This is a genomic window from Flavobacterium sp. FlaQc-48 (assembly GCF_044007335.1).
Lineage (GTDB): Bacteria > Bacteroidota > Bacteroidia > Flavobacteriales > Flavobacteriaceae > Flavobacterium.
This window is the reverse complement of record NZ_JBIPCR010000006.1, coordinates 54,545-71,989: the sequence shown is the minus strand read 5'-3', so window position 1 is coordinate 71,989 and position 17,445 is coordinate 54,545. Positions and strand designations below refer to the sequence as shown.

Below are 17,445 nucleotides of genomic sequence, written 5' to 3'. Positions count from 1 at the left end.
AAAATCAAATTTTAAATGGTCAAATCTATGAGATTCCTAGTTTATGTTTTCATTTTTATATACAGTCTGATACTGCATTCTGTTTCAGCAAACGGTCAGTCCAAACAAACAATTCCGGAGAAAGCTGTAGATCAGCATAATGAGTTAAATGAAGTTGTCATTAAAAGGCAGGCTGCGTTACTGAAATACTCGTCAGATGGGAATATAGATGTGAATGTTGCCAATACGTTACTTTCGACCAGTAGTTCTGTAAACGAGTTATTGGGCCGGGTTCCCAATGTTATCGTAGCCGAAGGACAAATAAGCGTCCTCGGAAAAGGGGAAGCGATTATTTACCTGAACGGAATACTGATTAATTACGAACGTTTCGCGGCAATTCCGGTGTCGCAAATTTCAAAAATAGAAGTCATCTCAAATCCATCCTCAAAATATGATGCCGAAGGAAAAGCGGTGATCAATATTATTACCAAAAAAAATATCGAAAACGGTATGATAGGAACAGCGAGCCAGCAAGTTACAGTTTCAGAATTTGCCGGAATAAGCACCAATACACTGCTGGATTTTAATTATACAAAAGGCCAATTTTCATTTATAACCAATTACGGGCTACAATTGGGCAAAGGCCGGGAATTGTTATATACAACCAGAACAAGACCCAATCCTGATGAATATATGCAATCTGTATTAACAACAGACTGGCAAAGACAATTTAATAATTATTCCAATTTTGGATTTGGATTACAATATGCTTTTTCTGAAAAGAATTATATCTCATTAGCTTATAGCGGTAATATTGAAGATTTGGGTGGAGTAGTAGAAAGCCGAAATTCAATAACAAACAATATGGGAAATAGTTTTTACGCCACTGATATTGATAAAAATGATGTGCTCCTCAATCAGTTTATTAATCTAAATTATAATGCCATAACAGATAGTAAGGGGTCTTCTTTATTTATAGGAACGCAGTATTCTAATTATAACGGAACGATAAAGGATTTTATTGATGAAAATAGTTTGGTTGACGAACGAAATGCTGAAAAGTATTTGAAGAATAATGTTGACAATACAATTGATATTATAAGCATTCAGGCAGATTATTCTAAAAAGATAAATGAAAATACAAAGCTTGAAACCGGAGCAAAATTTAGCAATGCAAAAGTGCAATCAGGAACAGATTTCCTGATTTCTGATGCAGAAAATGACGGCTTTGAACTTGATGATCAACTTTCGAGTGATTTTAAATACGTTGAAAAAATCAGTGCTGCTTATTTTAATTATGGAAGTTCATTAGGAAAGAAGTTTAATTTTTCTTTTGGCGTCCGAGGCGAATGGACGAGCTATAATTTGTATAGTACAGCAGACGGAATTCAGGAATTCAAAAAAAATTATGGCAATTTTTTTCCTAATGTGTTGCTGAATATTGATGTTTCGGATGATTTGAAAGCGCATGTATCGTATGTTTCCAGAATAACAAGACCAAGATATCAGGCTTTGAATCCGTATGTTATTTATCAGGATCCGTTTACCACTATAGAAGGAAACCCGAATTTGTTTCCTGAGAAAACACATGCTTTTGAAATTGGTACAATGTATAAAAAGTTTGATTTTAAAATAGGGTATACTTATAAAATTGATCCCATTTCGGGTGCTGCTTTGCGAGGAGATACGCCAAACAGTTATATTTTAAAGGCCATAAATCTTGAAGCCGGACATGTGTTTTTTAGTTCACTTTCAAGGTCTTTTAATGTCAAATGGTGGAACTCAACAAACACGGTAAGTGTTAACTTAACAAAATCAATAGACCATTATTATTCGTATGTTTTTAGTCCGGTAAAACCTCAATTTTACTTTTATTCTAATAATACATTTACAATTCCTAATGTTTTTAAAATCCAACTTCTTGCCTGGTATTTGGGAGACAGAGGCTATGGATTGGGAAGTGATAACAGCCGTTCAACGGTAACAGTAGGAATCGAAAGAAACTTTTTTAAAGAGGCGCTAAAACTCAATTTTACAGCAAATGATATCTTTCATGACTTTATGGTTTCCGGTAATTATGACGTAGGACAAACTGAAATCTATTATCACAGAACGTATACAACCAATTATTTTAAACTGATAGCAACCTATAGTTTTGGAAATTCAAAGAAACAGACTTTTAAGAAAGCTGAAATTGAACAGACGGAGAATAATAGGGCGAGGTAGATTTATTAATGTTATAGATCGTCTTGCTTTGTAGTGTTTTTCTTTTTTTTAATTTCTTCTTTATAGCTTAAAAAGACAGCAATAAATGTCAAAAAAGGTCCAATAGAAAATCTAAAATCTAAAAATGAAATGTCTTTTATACTTTCTTTTTGAAGAATTTGATTTAGATCATAACCAATAAATAATAGAGTAAGAATTAAAAAAATGAGTAATTTTTTTTTTTGAGTTGACATATAATTATAAAAAATGGATTAGATTATCTTTTTACAGCCTCACATAAAATCATTAAAATCAGAATCATAATAACGCAAAGAAAAACCGAATTTGGATTAGCAAAGTTAATTGTCCATCCCATCTGCTTTATTCTTTTAGGAGGAAACATTCTTTTGTCTTTTGTATTATAATAGAAAAGGCCCCAAACCCAATTATTAGGATCCTGGCTCCAATTGTTTTTTTCTTCTTCTGAGGGTTCGTTGTTGTATTGCATTTAAAATTTAGATTTTAAAAAAAAAATTGCTAAATCGATATCTTGATGAAATCCTGAGTTATTCATGGTTTTTAGATTTCTTTGTTACTTTTTGGAAATTTCATTCCCCACCGTATGAAAATCCAGCTAATGATTGCAAGTATAAATGCGAGGTACATCATAAGATCGTTTTTATATGCAATAATTTTTTCCGTAAAAGATTCATAGCCTTCAAAAAAAGTAATCCTAAAAATTACTAGTATATAGACAGGGCCTAAAATATAATTGATAAAAAAACGTGTTTTTTTAGTTTTGGGTTTCATGTTTATTTTTTTTCGGGCGTTATTTGTTTTAATTTTTTTTCGGTTTTATATATAACAATCCCAAAAGATAATAGCCAACATGTAATTATTGATAAGTCAATTAATGCAGTACTGCTGTAGATAGCGTATAATAAGATTTGAAATAGCAATAAAGGAAATAGTAATATTAAAGAAAGGTTTGCACTATATCCTTGAGCAAAATCCCAGTTTGGTTTGCTTGTTCTTGATTTAGCGGTACGATATCCATACCAGGAATTTATACTCTTGGGTGGGAATGATTTGAAAATTGTCATTATAAGTAATGAAATAAGAACTACAGGGTTCTTAATGATAAGAATTATTGTTTCCATATTTTTAGTTTTAAATCTTTGTTTTTTGGAATTAAATATAAGATTAATGCTCCTATCATTGTAAGCATAAAGCTTATTAGCCCATGTATGAAGGCAATTGAAAAATGAAATAATACTCCTAGTAAAAATAATAATTTCCAATTCCAAAGATTTCGTTTCATAAATAACCAACCAAATAAAATTATTTCAAAAATAATAGTTCCCCATGTTAGTGAAACAACAATAAAGGAATTTGATAAAAATGGTTGAATTAAAAATTTAAGATATTCTGAAACACCAAATATATTATGTGTGAACCAATAGTAAGTTGCTGTCCCGTTTAACCATTCTTTTGAAAAAAGTTTCGCAATTGCAGCATGAAAATATATTATTGAAATTTGCAATGTAATTATAAAATAAATGCTCCAAATAAGCATTTTTGTCTTTTTTCTATCGGAGTTTCTTTGCTTATGCCAATGATTAATTCGATTATCTGTTAGTGTAACAGGAATCAATAAAAGAGTCAGTATTGCAGCAATTTGATCACCACCTTCTATCAGTATTGATGATGTCATATAACTGTAAGTAATGTACCAATGTAGTATGCCAGTAATTTGTGGTAAATAGCCCGTTATTGTCATTAGCAGGATTATGATACTAATTATGCATGCTAAATGAATATTTTTATCTAAGACTGAAAATATACTTACTTTTTCAAAATCAAATATCAGTTGTCTTAATTGAATGTTATTATTTGTAGGAAATAAATATGTATGTCCAGTAAATATTAGATTAACTAATAAACTTAAAGCTAAAAAGGTTCGGGATAATCCATAAACATTAGTCCAAGGGTTAACTGTATAAGTTTGGTTTATAGTATTGTCTATAGAATTTTTAATTTGTTTTAACATAAACTTTAGCATATTTATAAGGCATAACGATAGTATGCAAATTTTTTGACCAAGCCCATGGAACTCTTTCTTGTTCAACTATAAAAAGATTCCCTTTTATATTACATGGATTAAGTGAATTTAATATTGTATCTGTATGGATTTTTTTATCTAAAATTAATTTACCACCTTTCATATTTATCCACGATGAAGTATGTATTTGAGAAACTAATAGGCCTAACTCTATACTAATAAGTCTGTTTTTTCTTGAAGCTCCATAGAAATTATTTAGATTTCCATTTGTTTGTGTAACTTTTATAGCTGTGTTATTTAAGATTTGATAGGTCCATATTTCATTTTCCCTCGGATCCCTTGTGAAAAATCCCCAACCCTGTGGAATAATATTAAAAAAAGTTGCCTTACGTTTGAAAGTTTCATTGCTAGGTATGGGAATGCTAGCCTCAAAAATATAGCTAAGGAAGATAATCCAGAAACCAACTATTAGTGTTGGGTAAAGATACTTTTTCATGGAGATAAATTTTATTTCATATGTATACTTAAGGAATATCTACTATAGCCTCAATTAATAGTTCTTCTTGGATATCATATATGGTAATTATTTCATGAGATGGATTTGGATCTGGCATGTCACTATATCTGGTTATAGTCTTTGCTCTATCTACTGCGGCATATGCTTCTGCAACCCATGCAACTGCAACGTATGTCATTGCGGCTGCTGCATGTACAACTAATACATATGCTGCAGCAACGAGTACTACACCTGCAAACCAACATGATCCTTTTCCTGTTTGATTTAAAGAAAAATTATTACTATGAGTTATTGCCTTCTTTAATTTTTCTTTATCAATTATCCCATTCTCATTCGTGTACGTATTTATATCTATTTGGGATAATAGATTTTTTAAGTCAGTTTTTTCAGTTTTTGACAAGTATAGATCTAACGCGGTATTATATATTAGTTGCGAGGTACTTGTTAAGGTTTCTCGAATTTTAATATGATTCTTACTAGTTATGTTTTTTTTGAAGTCGTCGAAATAATGTGGATTTTCGTTTTCAATAAAATTTAATAGATCATTCGTTTTATTGTCAAATTCTTTCTTGGAATCGTCATCAATACTATTAATCTCATAGTAACTATATGATTGTCTAATGGGCTGAAGAAGATTAGCAACTTCTCCTTTAGCGAAGAGAATACCTTCAAATAGTTCTCGCCCATTGTAATTTTTTAAGGATACTTCTGTTCCTTTTTTATTATATTGATCTTCTTCACAACTTGTGAATACTATAAAGATGAAAAGTACAAAGAATATTTTTTTCATAATTATATTAAATTATTGGTTACTATTTGATTTATTATCCTTACAAATATATATGGGTTTAAAAAAAAGTCTTATTCGATAATAGGGTATTTTAAACCGAAATTCGCATAAAAATAAAACCTTTCTTACTTTTGATGCAATAAAGGCTTGATAAGTGAATATAATAGTAGGAAATAGACTGGTTAAATTGCGTAAGACAAAAAAATGGTCCCAAGAACAGGTTGCAGTTTCTTTGCACATATCTCAATCGGCATATGGGCGAATGGAACGTGGAGAAAGCGCTTCCTGGGCAATTCATTTAATTAGAATTTGCCAGATTTTTGAAATTAGCCCGGAAGATTTAGTCAGCAAAGACAGTGATTATATGATGAACAAAAAACGTTTAACTGAAACCGGATTGTTTGCTGTTTACAGAAAAATAATAAAACGATATGAACTACAGATAAAAGAGATGGAAGAGATTATTAAGGACTTGAAGAAAGAATAGAAATTAAAAAGGCTTCACCATCCAGTGAAGCCTTTTTAAATATATTTGAATTGTATAATTAACGAATAAAAAAGATCTAGTTTAATTCTTTCGTCACGATTTGCATCGTTTCTCTACTGACTTGTTTCAGTAGAACTTCTTTGTTGTCTTCGACTGTTTGTGCTGCTTGTTCTGTAAAGTGACGGATAGTATAGAGAGTTACATTTTCGCTATAATCGACTTTGAATTTTTTAGATAAAATCGCGTTCAGTTCATTGAAATTTCCAAATTTATCTTCGACGCAAACAGAAAAACTAATAGCCGAATTCTGAATCAGGTTTACTTTTATCTTGAATTCATGAAACAAAGCAAAAATCTCGCTGATGTTTTCTTCCATTATAAAAGAGAAATCTATTGATGAAAGTGAAATCAAAAGCTGTTCTCTTTTTACGATAAAACAAGGATATTGTGGTTCCAGATCTACACCTTTAGATACACAGGTTCCTTTTAATAAAGGGTTGATAAAAGATTTTACGTATAATGGAATCTCTTTTTTCTGTAACGGTTGTAACGTCTTTGGGTGAATTACCGTTGCGCCGTAAAACGCTAATTCAATAGCTTCACGATACGAAATCTGGTTTAATAAACTTGCGTTTTCAAAATAACGGGGATCGGCATTCATAACTCCAGGAACATCTTTCCAGATCGTTACACTTTCGGCATTTAGGCAATAAGCAAAAATTCCGGCAGTATAATCAGACCCTTCACGACCTAAAGTGGTTGTAAAGTTATTCTCGTCAGCACCTAAAAATCCCTGTGTAATGTTTAATATTTTTCTCGGTACATTTTTGCTGATCAGTTGTTGGGTTGTTTCCCAGTCTACTTCGGCATCTCTGTAATTGGCATTGGTTTTGATAAAATTACGAACATCAAGCCATTGTGTCTGAATTCCTCTGAAATTCATATAATAACTTAGGATCGTAGTCGAAATTAACTCTCCAAAACTCACAATCTGATCATAAACAAAGTTGTAATTTGGTGATTTGTTATGCGCCAGAAAATACTCCAATTCAGAAAACTGCGCTTTTACAGCAGTAAAAACAGCATGTTTTTCATCTTCAAATAAATCCAGTAAGATTTGATTGTGGTATTTTTTTATTTCCTGTACAGATGAATTCAACTCTGACGATTTATCAAAATAATTCTTGATGACAACTTCAAGAGCATTTGTAGTTTTTCCCATCGCCGAAACGACCAAAATCACATCTTCGTAACCTACTTTTTGTAAAACGTCGTATACGTTTTTAATTCCATCGGCATCTTTAACTGATGCTCCACCAAATTTAAATACTCTCATTTTTATATATGCTGTTTTTTTATAAATACCAATTTTTCAAATTGCAATTGCATTGGATTGTACAGGCGCACCACAGTGCCTCTTTTTTATGCCACAGATTAAACGGATTTTAAAAACCTATGTCTTTTAGCCACGAATTATGACAAATATAATTAGTGAAATTTGGGACTAAAAAATCAGTAAGAATCATTTTAATCTGTGCCGGAATATTTTTTATTTTTCTAAAAACGAATTGATTCCATTTTCGTCCATTTGAACTACTTGCCATCCGTCCAGGATTTTTGCTCCGGAATTTTTGTAAAAATTCACAGCAGGAGTATTCCAGTCCAGGACATTCCATTCTACTCTTCGCACGTTGTCTTTTTTTCCCTGTTTCATGATTTCGGCATAAAGGGCAGATCCTAATCCGGTACCACGCATTTTTTCTTTTACAATCAAATCCTCAAGATGTATTGTTTTTCCTTTCCAGGTAGAATATCTGTAATAGTATAATGCGATTCCAACTATTTCTTTGTTACTGGATTCGTCCTGAATTTCTGCTACAAAAACATGAAAGAGTGGTTTTTCACCAAAACCATCACGTATCAAATCATCAACAGTTATTACAACAGCTTCCGGTTCTTTTTCGAATATTGCCAGCTCCTGTATTAATCCTAAAACCGACTTCATGTCTTCTGGATTTCCTTTTCTAATATTCATAATTCCTATTATTAATCACTTATTAGCTAAAAAAGCATTTATTTATCAGATACTTTTTGCCTTTAATTAGCAAATATACAATAGTAGCAAACTAACAAAATAATTTTTAAATCATTCTCACAAAATAAGCGATATTTGTGACTTAAAATTAAAACTATAACGATATAGCAATGGAAGAACGCAATAAAACACTGGGAGAGTTTATTATTGAGAACCAAAAAGCATTTCAGTATTCGTCGGGGGAGCTTTCCCGAATTATCAACTCTATACGTTTGGCGGCAAAGGTCGTGAACTATAAAGTCAACAAAGCGGGTTTAGTGGATATCATTGGCGCTGCCGGTGAACAAAATATTCAGGGCGAAGACCAGCAAAAATTAGATGTGTATGCAAACGAAGTATTTATCCAGACGTTAATAAACCGTGAGATTGTCTGTGGAATTGCTTCAGAAGAAAACGACGATTTTATAACTGTTCAGGGGAGCGACAACAGTCATAATAATAAATACGTGATCTTAATGGATCCGCTTGACGGATCTTCAAACATTGATGTGAATGTTTCTGTAGGGACCATTTTTTCGGTTTTTAGAAGAATTACACCAATTGGTACCCCGGTAACCAGCGAGGATTTTTTACAACCGGGAGTAAACCAGGTCGCAGCAGGATATGTAATCTACGGAACATCGACCATGTTAGTGTATACAACAGGTCATGGTGTAAATGGATTTACACTGAACCCGGCGATCGGAACCTTTTATTTATCACATCCAAATATGAAATTCCCTCAAAACGGAAATATCTATTCGGTAAACGAAGGAAATTATGTTCATTTTCCGCAAGGGGTAAAAAATTACATTAAATATTGTCAGAGAGAAGAAGAGGACCGGCCTTATACTTCAAGATATATTGGAAGTTTAGTTTCTGATTTTCATCGAAACATGATCAAAGGCGGCATTTACATATATCCTACCAGTTCAAAAGCGCCAAAAGGAAAATTACGTTTATTATACGAATGTAATCCAATGGCATTTATAGCAGAACAGGCAGGAGGTAAAGCAACAGATGGTTTTGGAAGAATTATGGAAATCCAGCCAACAGAACTGCATCAAAGAGTTCCTTTTTTCTGCGGAAGTTATAATATGGTAGAAAAAGCCGAGCAGTTTATGGCGGCTGAATAAGTAGTCAGTTTTTTACTTTTCAGTCATAGTCACAATGAACCTAACAGGTTTTTAAAACCTGTTAGGTTTTTTTATTATTTCAGGTTTCAGTTTAATATAAAAAGTAAACCCGACAGATTTTTAAAATCTGTCGGGTTTATTTATTAAGTTAGTAAACGGTCTGCTGTGACTGAGACTGTAAACTATTTGTTCATATTTTCCATTTCGAAAAGGAAAGTATCTAAATCTACTTTTTTATCAATTAAAGACAATGCTTTTGAAATGATATAATTTACGTTTCCCGGGGTAAATCCTAATGCCAGGCCCATACGGGTTAACATAACTTCTTGTTGGTCCCCTAAATGATGGTCAACATGAATCATTCTTCCTAAATCATACAAACGCTCTAATCGCTGAGAGTATAAGTAAGGAGGGTTTATTGGATATTTTAAAGGATTTTTAAGAATTTCAGTGTATTCATCTTCAGATATTTCTAATCTTGAAGCTAATTTGTCTAAAAAGTCTTTTTCTTCCGAACTGATATGTCCGTCAGCAAAAGCTACACGCACAATTGCAGAGAAATGACCTCTGTTTCTTTGTTTGAATTCGTTATCAAATAATTCTGAAAATGGCATAATTAATACGGTTTTTATTGCGCAAAGATAAATCTTATTTTAATTTAACAAATTTAAATTTCTCATAAAATTTAACTTATTTTTATTCGTTGATTTAAACAGGGACTTCCGTAATTTTTCAAAATAAATCGTAAGTTTACAACCCCTAATCATTTAATAGTATTACCCGTATGTCAGAATTTTGGATTTATTTTCAAATAGGATTAAAGCACGTTTTAGATATTCACGCTTATGATCACGTTCTTTTTTTAATTGCATTAACAACCCCTTATTTGTTTAAAGACTGGAAACGCATTTTGTTATTGGTTTCTGTTTTTACCATTGGTCACACATTGGCATTATTGCTTTCAGTGTATGGGATTATTGCCATAAAAGTGAACACAGTTGAATTTCTAATTCCGATTACAATTTTAATAACAGCGACTTTTAATCTTTTTACAGCAGGGAAAACAGCTAAAAATGATGGTTTGAATTTAGTGTTCTTTGTCACCTTGTTTTTTGGGATCATACACGGACTTGGATTTTCTAATTATTTCAAAACCATTTTAGGAGGGTCACCTAATTCAAAATTACTACCTTTAGGCGAGTTTGCATTAGGGATCGAAGCGGCTCAGCTGGTTGTGGTGTTTGTAGTATTGGTATTATCCTATATTGTACAAACCGTATTTCGTTTTTCAAAACGGGATTGGGCGCTTGTAATGTCGGCTTTCATTATTGGAGTTGTTGTTCCAATGATTATCGAAAGCCCAATTTGGAACAGATAAATAAATGAAAACAGAAAAGTTAAATAAATACGATAAAGCTTATTTGAGAATTGCGACGGAGTGGGGAGCACTTTCGTATTGCAAACGAAAAAAAGTAGGTGCCATTATCGTAAAAGACCGGATGATCATTTCTGATGGATACAATGGTACGCCATCAGGATTTGAAAATTGCTGTGAAGACGAAGACGGATTAACACGATGGGACGTTTTGCATGCCGAGGCAAATGCAATTCTTAAAGTGGCAAGATCGACGCAATCCTGTGAAGGCGCAACGTTATATATAACACTTTCGCCTTGCAAAGAATGCAGTAAATTAATACATCAGTCGGGTATAAAAAGAGTGGTATATCACAACGGATATCGTGACGATTCCGGAATTCAGTTTTTAATAAAAGCAGGTGTCGAAGTCGAACATATTCCTGTTTTAGAAGAGTAAATGAAATTTAATCCTAAATATCTGCCCATAGTGATCGGAGCAACCTTTGCTCTTGGAACCGTAGCCGGAAGCTTAATGAATGCTCCCGTCGATGATCAGTTTTTGGCTAAAAATTACTCCAAAACCAAACTCAATAAGTTAATTGATTTTATCAACAATGAATATGTTGACAGCATCAATACTGATTCTATTGTAAACCTTACCGTAGATAATATTCTGTCAAAATTAGATCCGCATTCTGTTTATATTCCGCCAAGCGAACAAGCAGAAGTGGCCGAAAGTATGAAAGGCGATTTTGTGGGAATTGGAATTAATTTTTACATGTACAAAGATTCTGTTGCGATTATAAAACCAGTCGAAAACGGACCTTCAGCAAAAGCGGGATTAAAATCAGGAGACCGGATCCTGTTTGCAGGAAAAACCAAATTGTACGGCAGAAAGCTGCCTTCAGACAGTTTATTTTCTAAATTAAAAGGAATTAAAGGTTCCGAAATTGAACTCACCGTCTTTAGAAAATCTGAACAAAAGAAATTAACGTTTAAAATCAAAAGAGATATTATTCCAATTAAAAGCGTTGATGCTGCTTTGCTAATTGGAAATAATACGGGATACATTAAAATCAATCGTTTTGCTGAAACCACTTTTAATGAATTTAAAACAGGTTTAGAGCGGTTAAAACAAAAAGGCATTCAGTCGCTTGTAATTGATCTTCGCGATAATGGCGGGGGCTATATGGAAGAAGCGATCGCTATTGCAGATGAATTTTTAAAAGACAAACAACTGATTGTTTTTACAAAAAATAAAAACGGAACAACAGAGAAAACATTTGCCACAAAAGCAGGAAGTTTTGAAACCGGAAAAGTCTATGTTTTAATCAATGAAAACAGTGCTTCGGCAAGTGAAATTCTGGCTGGGGCGATTCAGGATAGTGATCGGGGAACTATTGTTGGACGCCGTTCTTTTGGAAAAGGTCTCGTACAGCGCGAAATGGATTTCAACGACGGATCGGCAGTACGATTAACAGTGGCCCGATATTATACGCCAACCGGTAGATCAATTCAGAAGCCCTACAAAAAAGGAAACGAAGAATATTATAAAGAATCAGAATTGCGTATAAAATCAGGTGAGCTTTATGCAAAAGACAGTATTAAGGTAGCCGATTCGTTAAAATTTAAAACACCAAAAGGTAAAATCGTTTATGGCGGTGGCGGAATAGTTCCGGATGTTTTTGTTCCTATGGAAGCAGAACACGGAAATGAAAATGTCGCTTACTTACTTCAAACCGGAATTGTAGGCCATTTTGTTTTTGAAGAACTGGATAAAAACAGAGAAGCATTTACGGGTCTTCATTTTAATGATTTTATGACTAAAATGACGAATTCAGATGTTTATTTTAAAAAGTTCCGAAACTATATTCTGATGACCGGTTTAGATTTAAAACTGGATAAAACCAAAGCTTTGGTCAATCGTTATATTACTGCAGAATTTGCCAGACAATTGTATGGCGAAATATATTATTATGATGTCATTTTAAAAGAGGACGCCATGATTAAAGCTATTTTGAATCCGAAAAAATAATCCTTAATTTTTGTGTCAGATGAAAGTAGAAACTATAGTAAATGCTGAAATCGAGCTGTTAACCGCAATTAAAAACGCAGACATTTCAACTTTGGAAAAAATGCTGCATGATGATTTGCTTTTTAATTTACCGGACGGACAAACCATTACCAAAGAACTCGATTTAGAGTCGTATCGCTCCGGAAAAATGAAAATCGAAACATTGGAAGCTTTTGATCAGATTATTAATGTGATAGAGGATACCGCGGTTGTGAGTGTGGTCGTTTTGTTAAAAGGAGTTTATGATAATAATCTCATTGCCAATTCGTTTCGTTATATAAGAGTTTGGAAACAATTTGAGGAAAACCTGAAGGTAATTGCCGGAAGCTGTATTGCTCTGCAATAAAATAATACTAATTTAAAACAGAACTTAGCAAATTTAGCCCGGATCTTAGGGAACTTTGCAGTTGATAAAAAAAAATATGAAAAATCTAAAAAAAATAAGTTTGTTAGTGCTGTTAATGGCTTTTGTGATTTCTTGCGCAACTATGAAAAAGGATAATACAGTAACAGGAAAAGTAGATTCGATAGAATCCGGAAAAGACGGTTATACGGCAAAAATTACAACTGCTGAAAAGGAAGTTTATTTTGCAACCATTAGCATTGTAAATGTGGGCGGACCCCAAAATTACAAACAATTAAAAATTGGAGATCAGGTTTCGGTAAAAGGGGAAATCTGGAAAACGGATGACGAAAAACATATTAAAGTACAACAGATTGTTTCGGTTAAATAAGAAGTAAACCATTAAAATTTTTAAAACCATTAAGAGATTAAGTTTAGCGAGCTTTGCGGCTAATTTCCTTAATCTCTTAATGGTTTAATTTTTTTATATAATGCTGTCTTTTGCATTTAGTGGGTTAAGTTTAGTTTGCGTCATCTGCTTAATAAACTTAATATCTTACGGAGAAAAAAACTATGTTTTATCGAATGCTGTCGTGCGCATGAGTTTGCACGCCGTTATTCCATAAAGTAAGAATATCGGTAGCGACAGCAGCTCCGCTTCCGGCGGCAATTGCCAATTGACTTCTCCAGCCGGCTAAAGTTCCGGTCACATAAATACCGTCGGCTACTTTATGATCGTCGTTTTTAAGCTGGATACGTTGTTTCTCGGGCAGGGCTTTTTTATGGGGCTCGATATATTGTGTCAAACCTTCAATATCAAAAGTATTGGCAGAACCAATCCCAACCACAATATTTTGGGTTGTATAAGAGTCTTTGTTTGTTATAACGGTAAATTCAGGATAAGAGCCTTCAACTTTAATTACCTTCTCATTTGGGATCTGGGTAATATGCGGATAAGTCGTAGCCAGATCCTGTATACTTTCTTCAAGTAATTCAGAACCTAATTTGCCTGGGCTGATGCCATAAGCATTGTAGAAAATAGCTTCTTGTAAAGAAGAACTTTTCTGATGTGTAAAAATTCCGATCTTTTTATCGGTAACAAAAGCTTTGTTTTTGGCTGATCCCAGAACGAGAGCGCAAGACATTCCCGAAACACCTCCGCCAATAATTAAAACGTCGAACATATTAACGACCGTTTGTTTTTTCTTCAATTCTTTTTGAAATTCTAAAAATCAAAAGAATTAAAACGGCACAAAATGAAGCTGCAATTCCAATAAAAGCAACTACACTGTCTCCCTGAAAAGGATTTTTGAAGTCTAGCAACGTAATATTAAAAACAATTAAAGCTAATGCCAGAAGCACTAAGATTGAAGTAAAGATTTTCATAATGGTTGTTTGTTTGCCTAAAATAATAAAGTAAAACTCTTAGACGTAAAAAAAATGTCTTTAAAATAGTATTTAGAAATTTTGTGGGGTAAATTTATAAAAATAATTGTTAGACAAACAAACCTTTAACATTAGCAGCAAATAATTTAACAGCAATGGCTAAAAGTATGACTCCAAATGTCTTGCGAACTACACCAAGTCCGTTTTCTCCTAATAAATTTTCGATTTTCTTAGAAGATTTCAGTACGATATAAACCAGTATAATGTTTAATAGAATGGCAATAACGATATTGATGGTGTGAAATTGAGATCGCAATGAAAGTAAAGTGGTCATAGTTCCTGCTCCTGCAATTAACGGAAATGCCAGAGGGACTATAGAAGCTGACCCCGGTTCTTCGTCGCGATAGATTCTGATTCCTAAAATCATTTCCAAAGCAAGGAAAAATAAAACAAAAGATCCCGCAACAGCAAATGAATGTACATCAATACCAATAAGGCTTAAAAAGCCTTCTCCCACAAAAAGAAAAACGATCATAATAAGTCCCGCAACTATCGAGGCTTTCTCAGATTCAATATGTCCCACTTTTGATCTTAAATTCACAATGATCGGAATAGATCCTACGATGTCAATTACTGCAAAAAGTACCATCCCGACAGTTATAATTTCCTTAAAATCAATTTCTAACATAATTTTTTTATTTAGGGTTTAAAGATGTGCAAAAGTAGATAATAAAGTTAGGTGTTTTTTTAATACAATGTACTTTTGTTATAAAAACATGGTTTAGTGATTAAAAAAGTGATATTTATAACAAATGTTCTTTTTTACCGCAAAAATTCGCAAAGATTTACGCAAAGTTTGGAAAGTATAAAATGTGATCCGGCTTTGCGAATCTTTGCGTAAATCCCTGCGTGCTTTGCGGTTAATATTTTAGAGTGTTTTATCTGCTTTCTTTGTCTATCTTTGCACTTTATAAATTTCAGTACTTTATTATCATGTTTCAATTAGGGAAAACTATTATTTCAGAAGATATTCTGGAGAAAGAATTTGTGTGCAACTTGTCAGCTTGTAAAGGGGCTTGTTGTGTTGACGGAGATGCCGGAGCGCCATTAAGCGAAGCAGAAACTAAAATAATGGAAGAGATTTACCCAAAAGTCAAACCTTTTTTGCGAAAAGAAGGAATTGCAGCTATCGAAGCACAGGGAACCTGGGTAAAAGGAACCGATGGAGATCTTGAAACCCCTTTAATTGATGAAAAAGACTGTGCCTACGTAATTTTTGATGGTAAAACCGCACTTTGCGGAATTGAGCAAGCCTACAATCAGGGAATCGTAGACTGGAAAAAACCGGTTTCCTGTCATTTATACCCAATCCGTGTAAAAGACTTTACCGAATTTGCTGCGGTGAATTATGATAAATGGGATATTTGCGATGACGCCTGTTCTTTAGGTAAAGAACTTGAAGTTCCGGTTTATAAATTTGTCAAAGAAGCGTTAATTCGCCGTTTTGGTCAGGACTGGTATCTGGAACTTGAAAAAGTGGCCGAAGAACTCAAAAAATCTTAAAAATCCAGGCGCTTTAGTTACCGCTTTTTGAGGATATTTTTTAACTCAAAAAATAAAGTTTTAACTCAAAAAAAACTTTTTAAAAACAATTAAAAAATTCTTGCTTTTTATTACAAAAAGTCTATATTTTACGGGGATTTAGAGCTAAAGGGCAGTATTAAATGTCTCATTTACAAATATTTAATTATTGTCTGAAAAATATCTCATTTTCCCTGCGTTGTTAAAAACTACGCCGAATTGTGAATAAGTTTGGCTTTCATTTTTAGCGATAAATGACAATCTTTGTAGTCTATTGAATTAGCAAAAATTCGGTATAAAAATTTAACAAAAATTGTCATGTCACAAGTCGAACCAATATTACAAGAAAACAAGAATCGTTTCGTTATTTTTCCAATCAAACATCATGACATTTGGGAATGGTATAAGAAAATGGAGGCTAGTTTCTGGACAGCTGAAGAAATCGATTTGCACCAAGACCTGACAGACTGGAATAACAAATTAAGCGACGACGAAAGATATTTCATTAAACATATTTTAGCCTTTTTCGCGGCTTCTGACGGAATCGTAAATGAGAATCTGGCTGAGAACTTTGTAAACGAAGTACAATATGCCGAGGCGAAGTTTTTCTATGGTTTTCAAATCATGATGGAAAACATTCACAGTGAAACCTATTCTTTATTAATCGACACTTACGTGAAAGATGAAGCAGAGAAAGCGGAGTTGTTTAATGCTTTGGAAGTTTTTCCTGCCATTAAGAAAAAAGCAGACTGGGCTTTAAAGTGGATCGAATCTGATTCGTTTGCCGAAAGACTAATCGCTTTCGCTGCGGTTGAAGGGATTTTCTTCTCTGGTGCTTTCTGTTCTATTTATTGGTTGAAAAAACGTGGTTTAATGCCAGGCTTAACTTTTTCTAACGAATTGATTTCCCGTGACGAAGGTGTACATTGTGACTTTGCAGTACACTTGCACAATCACCACTTAATTAATAAAGTGCCAAAAGACAGAATTAAAGAAATCATAGTTGATGCCCTGGATATCGAAAGAGAATTCGTTACAGAATCCCTTCCGGTAAGTTTAATAGGAATGAATGCTGTTTTAATGACGCAATATTTAGAATTTGTTGCTGATAGATTATTAGTAGAACTAGGTTGCGAGCGTGTGTACGCATCAGCGAATCCGTTTGACTTCATGGACATGATCTCACTTCAGGGAAAAACCAATTTCTTTGAAAAACGTGTTGCCGAGTATCAAAAATCGGGTGTGATGAACACTGATAGTGATGCTCAGAAAATTTCATTTGATGCAGATTTTTAGCCAACAGAAATAGTTTAGCGTTCCCTAATAAACGCTAAAAAAGAATAAATTTTTAACAGTACAATTTTTTAAGATTGAATCTCTTCCCAAATCGCAGATTCAATAACAATTTTTAATGCCTTTTCGGTCTATTTTTCAGACTGGAAACAGATAACTAT

At 33.3% G+C, this 17,445-nt stretch carries 22 protein-coding genes; 10 read left to right on the top strand and 12 right to left on the bottom strand.

Translation table 11 applies throughout. The features are described from left to right. Positions 1–27 precede the first annotated feature (27 nt). On the top strand, positions 28–2,205 hold the full coding sequence (locus ACHRWY_RS11620) for a TonB-dependent receptor domain-containing protein (protein ID WP_395354728.1): 2,178 nt from the start codon (positions 28–30) through the stop codon (positions 2,203–2,205). Positions 2,206–2,216: 11 nt separating this feature from the next. On the opposite strand, the gene ACHRWY_RS11615 is transcribed toward ACHRWY_RS11620, so the two are convergent. The 6 genes from ACHRWY_RS11615 to ACHRWY_RS11590 all read right to left on the bottom strand — a co-directional run bounded on the left by ACHRWY_RS11615 (position 2,217) and on the right by ACHRWY_RS11590 (position 5,553). Next, a complete protein-coding gene (locus ACHRWY_RS11615; protein ID WP_395354727.1) occupies positions 2,217–2,438 on the bottom strand; it encodes a hypothetical protein in 222 nt (73 codons plus the stop codon). A 23-nt stretch (positions 2,439–2,461) separates the two neighbouring features. After that, complete coding sequence (locus tag ACHRWY_RS11610) at positions 2,462–2,692, bottom strand: DUF5808 domain-containing protein (RefSeq protein ID WP_395354725.1); 231 nt, start codon at positions 2,690–2,692, stop codon at positions 2,462–2,464. Between the two features lie 304 nt (positions 2,693–2,996). Then, positions 2,997–3,344, bottom strand: a complete 348-nt coding sequence (locus tag ACHRWY_RS11605) for an SdpI family protein (RefSeq protein ID WP_395354723.1) — start codon at positions 3,342–3,344, stop codon at positions 2,997–2,999. Further along, the gene (locus tag ACHRWY_RS11600; RefSeq protein ID WP_395354722.1) at positions 3,332–4,234 is read right to left on the bottom strand and encodes a sporulation-delaying protein SdpB family protein; all 903 of its coding nucleotides are present in this window, start codon (positions 4,232–4,234) and stop codon (positions 3,332–3,334) included. The genes ACHRWY_RS11605 and ACHRWY_RS11600 overlap by 13 nt, the downstream gene beginning before the upstream one ends. Continuing rightward, positions 4,218–4,742, bottom strand: a complete 525-nt coding sequence (locus ACHRWY_RS11595) for an SdpA family antimicrobial peptide system protein (RefSeq protein ID WP_395354720.1) — start codon at positions 4,740–4,742, stop codon at positions 4,218–4,220. Before ACHRWY_RS11595 ends, ACHRWY_RS11600 begins: the two co-directional genes overlap by 17 nt. A gap of 28 nt (positions 4,743–4,770) precedes the next feature. Next, positions 4,771–5,553 carry a hypothetical protein gene (locus ACHRWY_RS11590; protein ID WP_395354719.1) on the bottom strand — a complete coding sequence of 261 codons (783 nt, stop codon included), beginning with the start codon at positions 5,551–5,553 and terminating at the stop codon, positions 4,771–4,773. Between the two features lie 154 nt (positions 5,554–5,707). On the opposite strand from ACHRWY_RS11590, the gene ACHRWY_RS11585 reads away from it, so the two are divergent. Beyond that, a complete protein-coding gene (locus tag ACHRWY_RS11585; protein ID WP_395354718.1) occupies positions 5,708–6,040 on the top strand; it encodes a helix-turn-helix domain-containing protein in 333 nt (110 codons plus the stop codon). 76 nt (positions 6,041–6,116) lie between these two features. On the opposite strand, the gene ACHRWY_RS11580 is transcribed toward ACHRWY_RS11585, so the two are convergent. Both ACHRWY_RS11580 and ACHRWY_RS11575 read right to left on the bottom strand, forming a co-directional pair. Further along, positions 6,117–7,376, bottom strand: a complete 1,260-nt coding sequence (locus tag ACHRWY_RS11580) for an aspartate kinase (RefSeq protein ID WP_395354717.1) — start codon at positions 7,374–7,376, stop codon at positions 6,117–6,119. 213 nt (positions 7,377–7,589) lie between these two features. Continuing rightward, entirely contained in the window at positions 7,590–8,075 is a 486-nt protein-coding gene (locus ACHRWY_RS11575) for a GNAT family N-acetyltransferase (protein WP_395354715.1), read from the bottom strand. 170 nt (positions 8,076–8,245) lie between these two features. Here ACHRWY_RS11575 and fbp point away from each other — a divergent pair, with 170 nt between their 5' ends. Next, positions 8,246–9,250 carry a class 1 fructose-bisphosphatase gene (gene fbp / locus ACHRWY_RS11570; RefSeq protein ID WP_395354711.1) on the top strand — a complete coding sequence of 335 codons (1,005 nt, stop codon included), beginning with the start codon at positions 8,246–8,248 and terminating at the stop codon, positions 9,248–9,250. 182 nt (positions 9,251–9,432) lie between these two features. Here the strand turns inward: fbp and ACHRWY_RS11565 are convergent, their stop codons facing one another. Then, positions 9,433–9,864 carry a TerB family tellurite resistance protein gene (locus ACHRWY_RS11565; RefSeq protein ID WP_395354710.1) on the bottom strand — a complete coding sequence of 144 codons (432 nt, stop codon included), beginning with the start codon at positions 9,862–9,864 and terminating at the stop codon, positions 9,433–9,435. 170 nt (positions 9,865–10,034) lie between these two features. On the opposite strand from ACHRWY_RS11565, the gene ACHRWY_RS11560 reads away from it, so the two are divergent. The 5 genes from ACHRWY_RS11560 to ACHRWY_RS11540 all read left to right on the top strand — a co-directional run bounded on the left by ACHRWY_RS11560 (position 10,035) and on the right by ACHRWY_RS11540 (position 13,415). Next, on the top strand, positions 10,035–10,628 hold the full coding sequence (locus ACHRWY_RS11560; RefSeq protein WP_395354708.1) for a HupE/UreJ family protein: 594 nt from the start codon (positions 10,035–10,037) through the stop codon (positions 10,626–10,628). Positions 10,629–10,632: 4 nt separating this feature from the next. Continuing rightward, complete coding sequence (locus ACHRWY_RS11555) at positions 10,633–11,064, top strand: deoxycytidylate deaminase (protein WP_395354707.1); 432 nt, start codon at positions 10,633–10,635, stop codon at positions 11,062–11,064. Continuing rightward, the gene (locus ACHRWY_RS11550; protein ID WP_395354706.1) at positions 11,065–12,642 is read left to right on the top strand and encodes a S41 family peptidase; all 1,578 of its coding nucleotides are present in this window, start codon (positions 11,065–11,067) and stop codon (positions 12,640–12,642) included. 19 nt (positions 12,643–12,661) lie between these two features. Beyond that, positions 12,662–13,027: a nuclear transport factor 2 family protein gene (locus ACHRWY_RS11545; RefSeq protein ID WP_395354705.1), complete on the top strand. Its 366-nt coding sequence runs from the start codon at positions 12,662–12,664 to the stop codon at positions 13,025–13,027. 76 nt (positions 13,028–13,103) lie between these two features. Beyond that, positions 13,104–13,415, top strand: a complete 312-nt coding sequence (locus tag ACHRWY_RS11540; protein WP_395354703.1) for a hypothetical protein — start codon at positions 13,104–13,106, stop codon at positions 13,413–13,415. 187 nt (positions 13,416–13,602) lie between these two features. Here ACHRWY_RS11540 and ACHRWY_RS11535 read toward each other — a convergent pair whose 3' ends face one another. The 3 genes from ACHRWY_RS11535 to ACHRWY_RS11525 all read right to left on the bottom strand — a co-directional run bounded on the left by ACHRWY_RS11535 (position 13,603) and on the right by ACHRWY_RS11525 (position 15,098). Next, positions 13,603–14,208 (bottom strand): FAD-dependent oxidoreductase, encoded by a 606-nt coding sequence (locus ACHRWY_RS11535; RefSeq protein ID WP_395354701.1) that lies wholly within the window; start codon positions 14,206–14,208, stop codon positions 13,603–13,605. Position 14,209: 1 nt separating this feature from the next. Further along, positions 14,210–14,410: a hypothetical protein gene (locus ACHRWY_RS11530; RefSeq protein WP_017496183.1), complete on the bottom strand. Its 201-nt coding sequence runs from the start codon at positions 14,408–14,410 to the stop codon at positions 14,210–14,212. A gap of 109 nt (positions 14,411–14,519) precedes the next feature. Continuing rightward, entirely contained in the window at positions 14,520–15,098 is a 579-nt protein-coding gene (locus tag ACHRWY_RS11525; RefSeq protein ID WP_395354700.1) for a MarC family protein, read from the bottom strand. Between the two features lie 305 nt (positions 15,099–15,403). Here ACHRWY_RS11525 and ACHRWY_RS11520 point away from each other — a divergent pair, with 305 nt between their 5' ends. Together ACHRWY_RS11520 and ACHRWY_RS11515 are read left to right on the top strand one after the other, a co-directional pair. Continuing rightward, positions 15,404–15,973, top strand: coding sequence for a DUF3109 family protein (locus ACHRWY_RS11520; RefSeq protein WP_056248837.1), 570 nt, complete (start codon positions 15,404–15,406; stop codon positions 15,971–15,973). Positions 15,974–16,309: 336 nt separating this feature from the next. Beyond that, a complete protein-coding gene (locus ACHRWY_RS11515; protein ID WP_395354698.1) occupies positions 16,310–17,287 on the top strand; it encodes a ribonucleotide-diphosphate reductase subunit beta in 978 nt (325 codons plus the stop codon). Positions 17,288–17,445: the final 158 nt, after the last annotated feature.

Bases quoted from the DNA above. Each gene is read 5' to 3' on its own strand.
- ACHRWY_RS11595 (WP_395354720.1), bottom strand. From the start codon at position 4,742: ATGAAAAAGTATCTTTACCCAACACTAATAGTTGGTTTCTGGATTATC.
- ACHRWY_RS11560 (WP_395354708.1), top strand. From the start codon at position 10,035: ATGTCAGAATTTTGGATTTATTTTCAAATAGGATTAAAGCACGTTTTA.
- ACHRWY_RS11620 (WP_395354728.1), top strand. From the start codon at position 28: ATGAGATTCCTAGTTTATGTTTTCATTTTTATATACAGTCTGATACTG.
- ACHRWY_RS11515 (WP_395354698.1), top strand. From the start codon at position 16,310: ATGTCACAAGTCGAACCAATATTACAAGAAAACAAGAATCGTTTCGTT.
- ACHRWY_RS11545 (WP_395354705.1), top strand. From the start codon at position 12,662: ATGAAAGTAGAAACTATAGTAAATGCTGAAATCGAGCTGTTAACCGCA.
- ACHRWY_RS11550 (WP_395354706.1), top strand. From the start codon at position 11,065: ATGAAATTTAATCCTAAATATCTGCCCATAGTGATCGGAGCAACCTTT.
- ACHRWY_RS11555 (WP_395354707.1), top strand. From the start codon at position 10,633: ATGAAAACAGAAAAGTTAAATAAATACGATAAAGCTTATTTGAGAATT.
- ACHRWY_RS11580 (WP_395354717.1), bottom strand. From the start codon at position 7,376: ATGAGAGTATTTAAATTTGGTGGAGCATCAGTTAAAGATGCCGATGGA.
- ACHRWY_RS11600 (WP_395354722.1), bottom strand. From the start codon at position 4,234: ATGTTAAAACAAATTAAAAATTCTATAGACAATACTATAAACCAAACT.
- ACHRWY_RS11605 (WP_395354723.1), bottom strand. From the start codon at position 3,344: ATGGAAACAATAATTCTTATCATTAAGAACCCTGTAGTTCTTATTTCA.
- ACHRWY_RS11575 (WP_395354715.1), bottom strand. From the start codon at position 8,075: ATGAATATTAGAAAAGGAAATCCAGAAGACATGAAGTCGGTTTTAGGA.
- ACHRWY_RS11615 (WP_395354727.1), bottom strand. From the start codon at position 2,438: ATGTCAACTCAAAAAAAAAAATTACTCATTTTTTTAATTCTTACTCTA.
- ACHRWY_RS11535 (WP_395354701.1), bottom strand. From the start codon at position 14,208: ATGTTCGACGTTTTAATTATTGGCGGAGGTGTTTCGGGAATGTCTTGC.
- ACHRWY_RS11525 (WP_395354700.1), bottom strand. From the start codon at position 15,098: ATGTTAGAAATTGATTTTAAGGAAATTATAACTGTCGGGATGGTACTT.
- ACHRWY_RS11520 (WP_056248837.1), top strand. From the start codon at position 15,404: ATGTTTCAATTAGGGAAAACTATTATTTCAGAAGATATTCTGGAGAAA.
- ACHRWY_RS11590 (WP_395354719.1), bottom strand. From the start codon at position 5,553: ATGAAAAAAATATTCTTTGTACTTTTCATCTTTATAGTATTCACAAGT.
- ACHRWY_RS11565 (WP_395354710.1), bottom strand. From the start codon at position 9,864: ATGCCATTTTCAGAATTATTTGATAACGAATTCAAACAAAGAAACAGA.
- fbp (WP_395354711.1), top strand. From the start codon at position 8,246: ATGGAAGAACGCAATAAAACACTGGGAGAGTTTATTATTGAGAACCAA.
- ACHRWY_RS11540 (WP_395354703.1), top strand. From the start codon at position 13,104: ATGAAAAATCTAAAAAAAATAAGTTTGTTAGTGCTGTTAATGGCTTTT.
- ACHRWY_RS11610 (WP_395354725.1), bottom strand. From the start codon at position 2,692: ATGCAATACAACAACGAACCCTCAGAAGAAGAAAAAAACAATTGGAGC.
- ACHRWY_RS11530 (WP_017496183.1), bottom strand. From the start codon at position 14,410: ATGAAAATCTTTACTTCAATCTTAGTGCTTCTGGCATTAGCTTTAATT.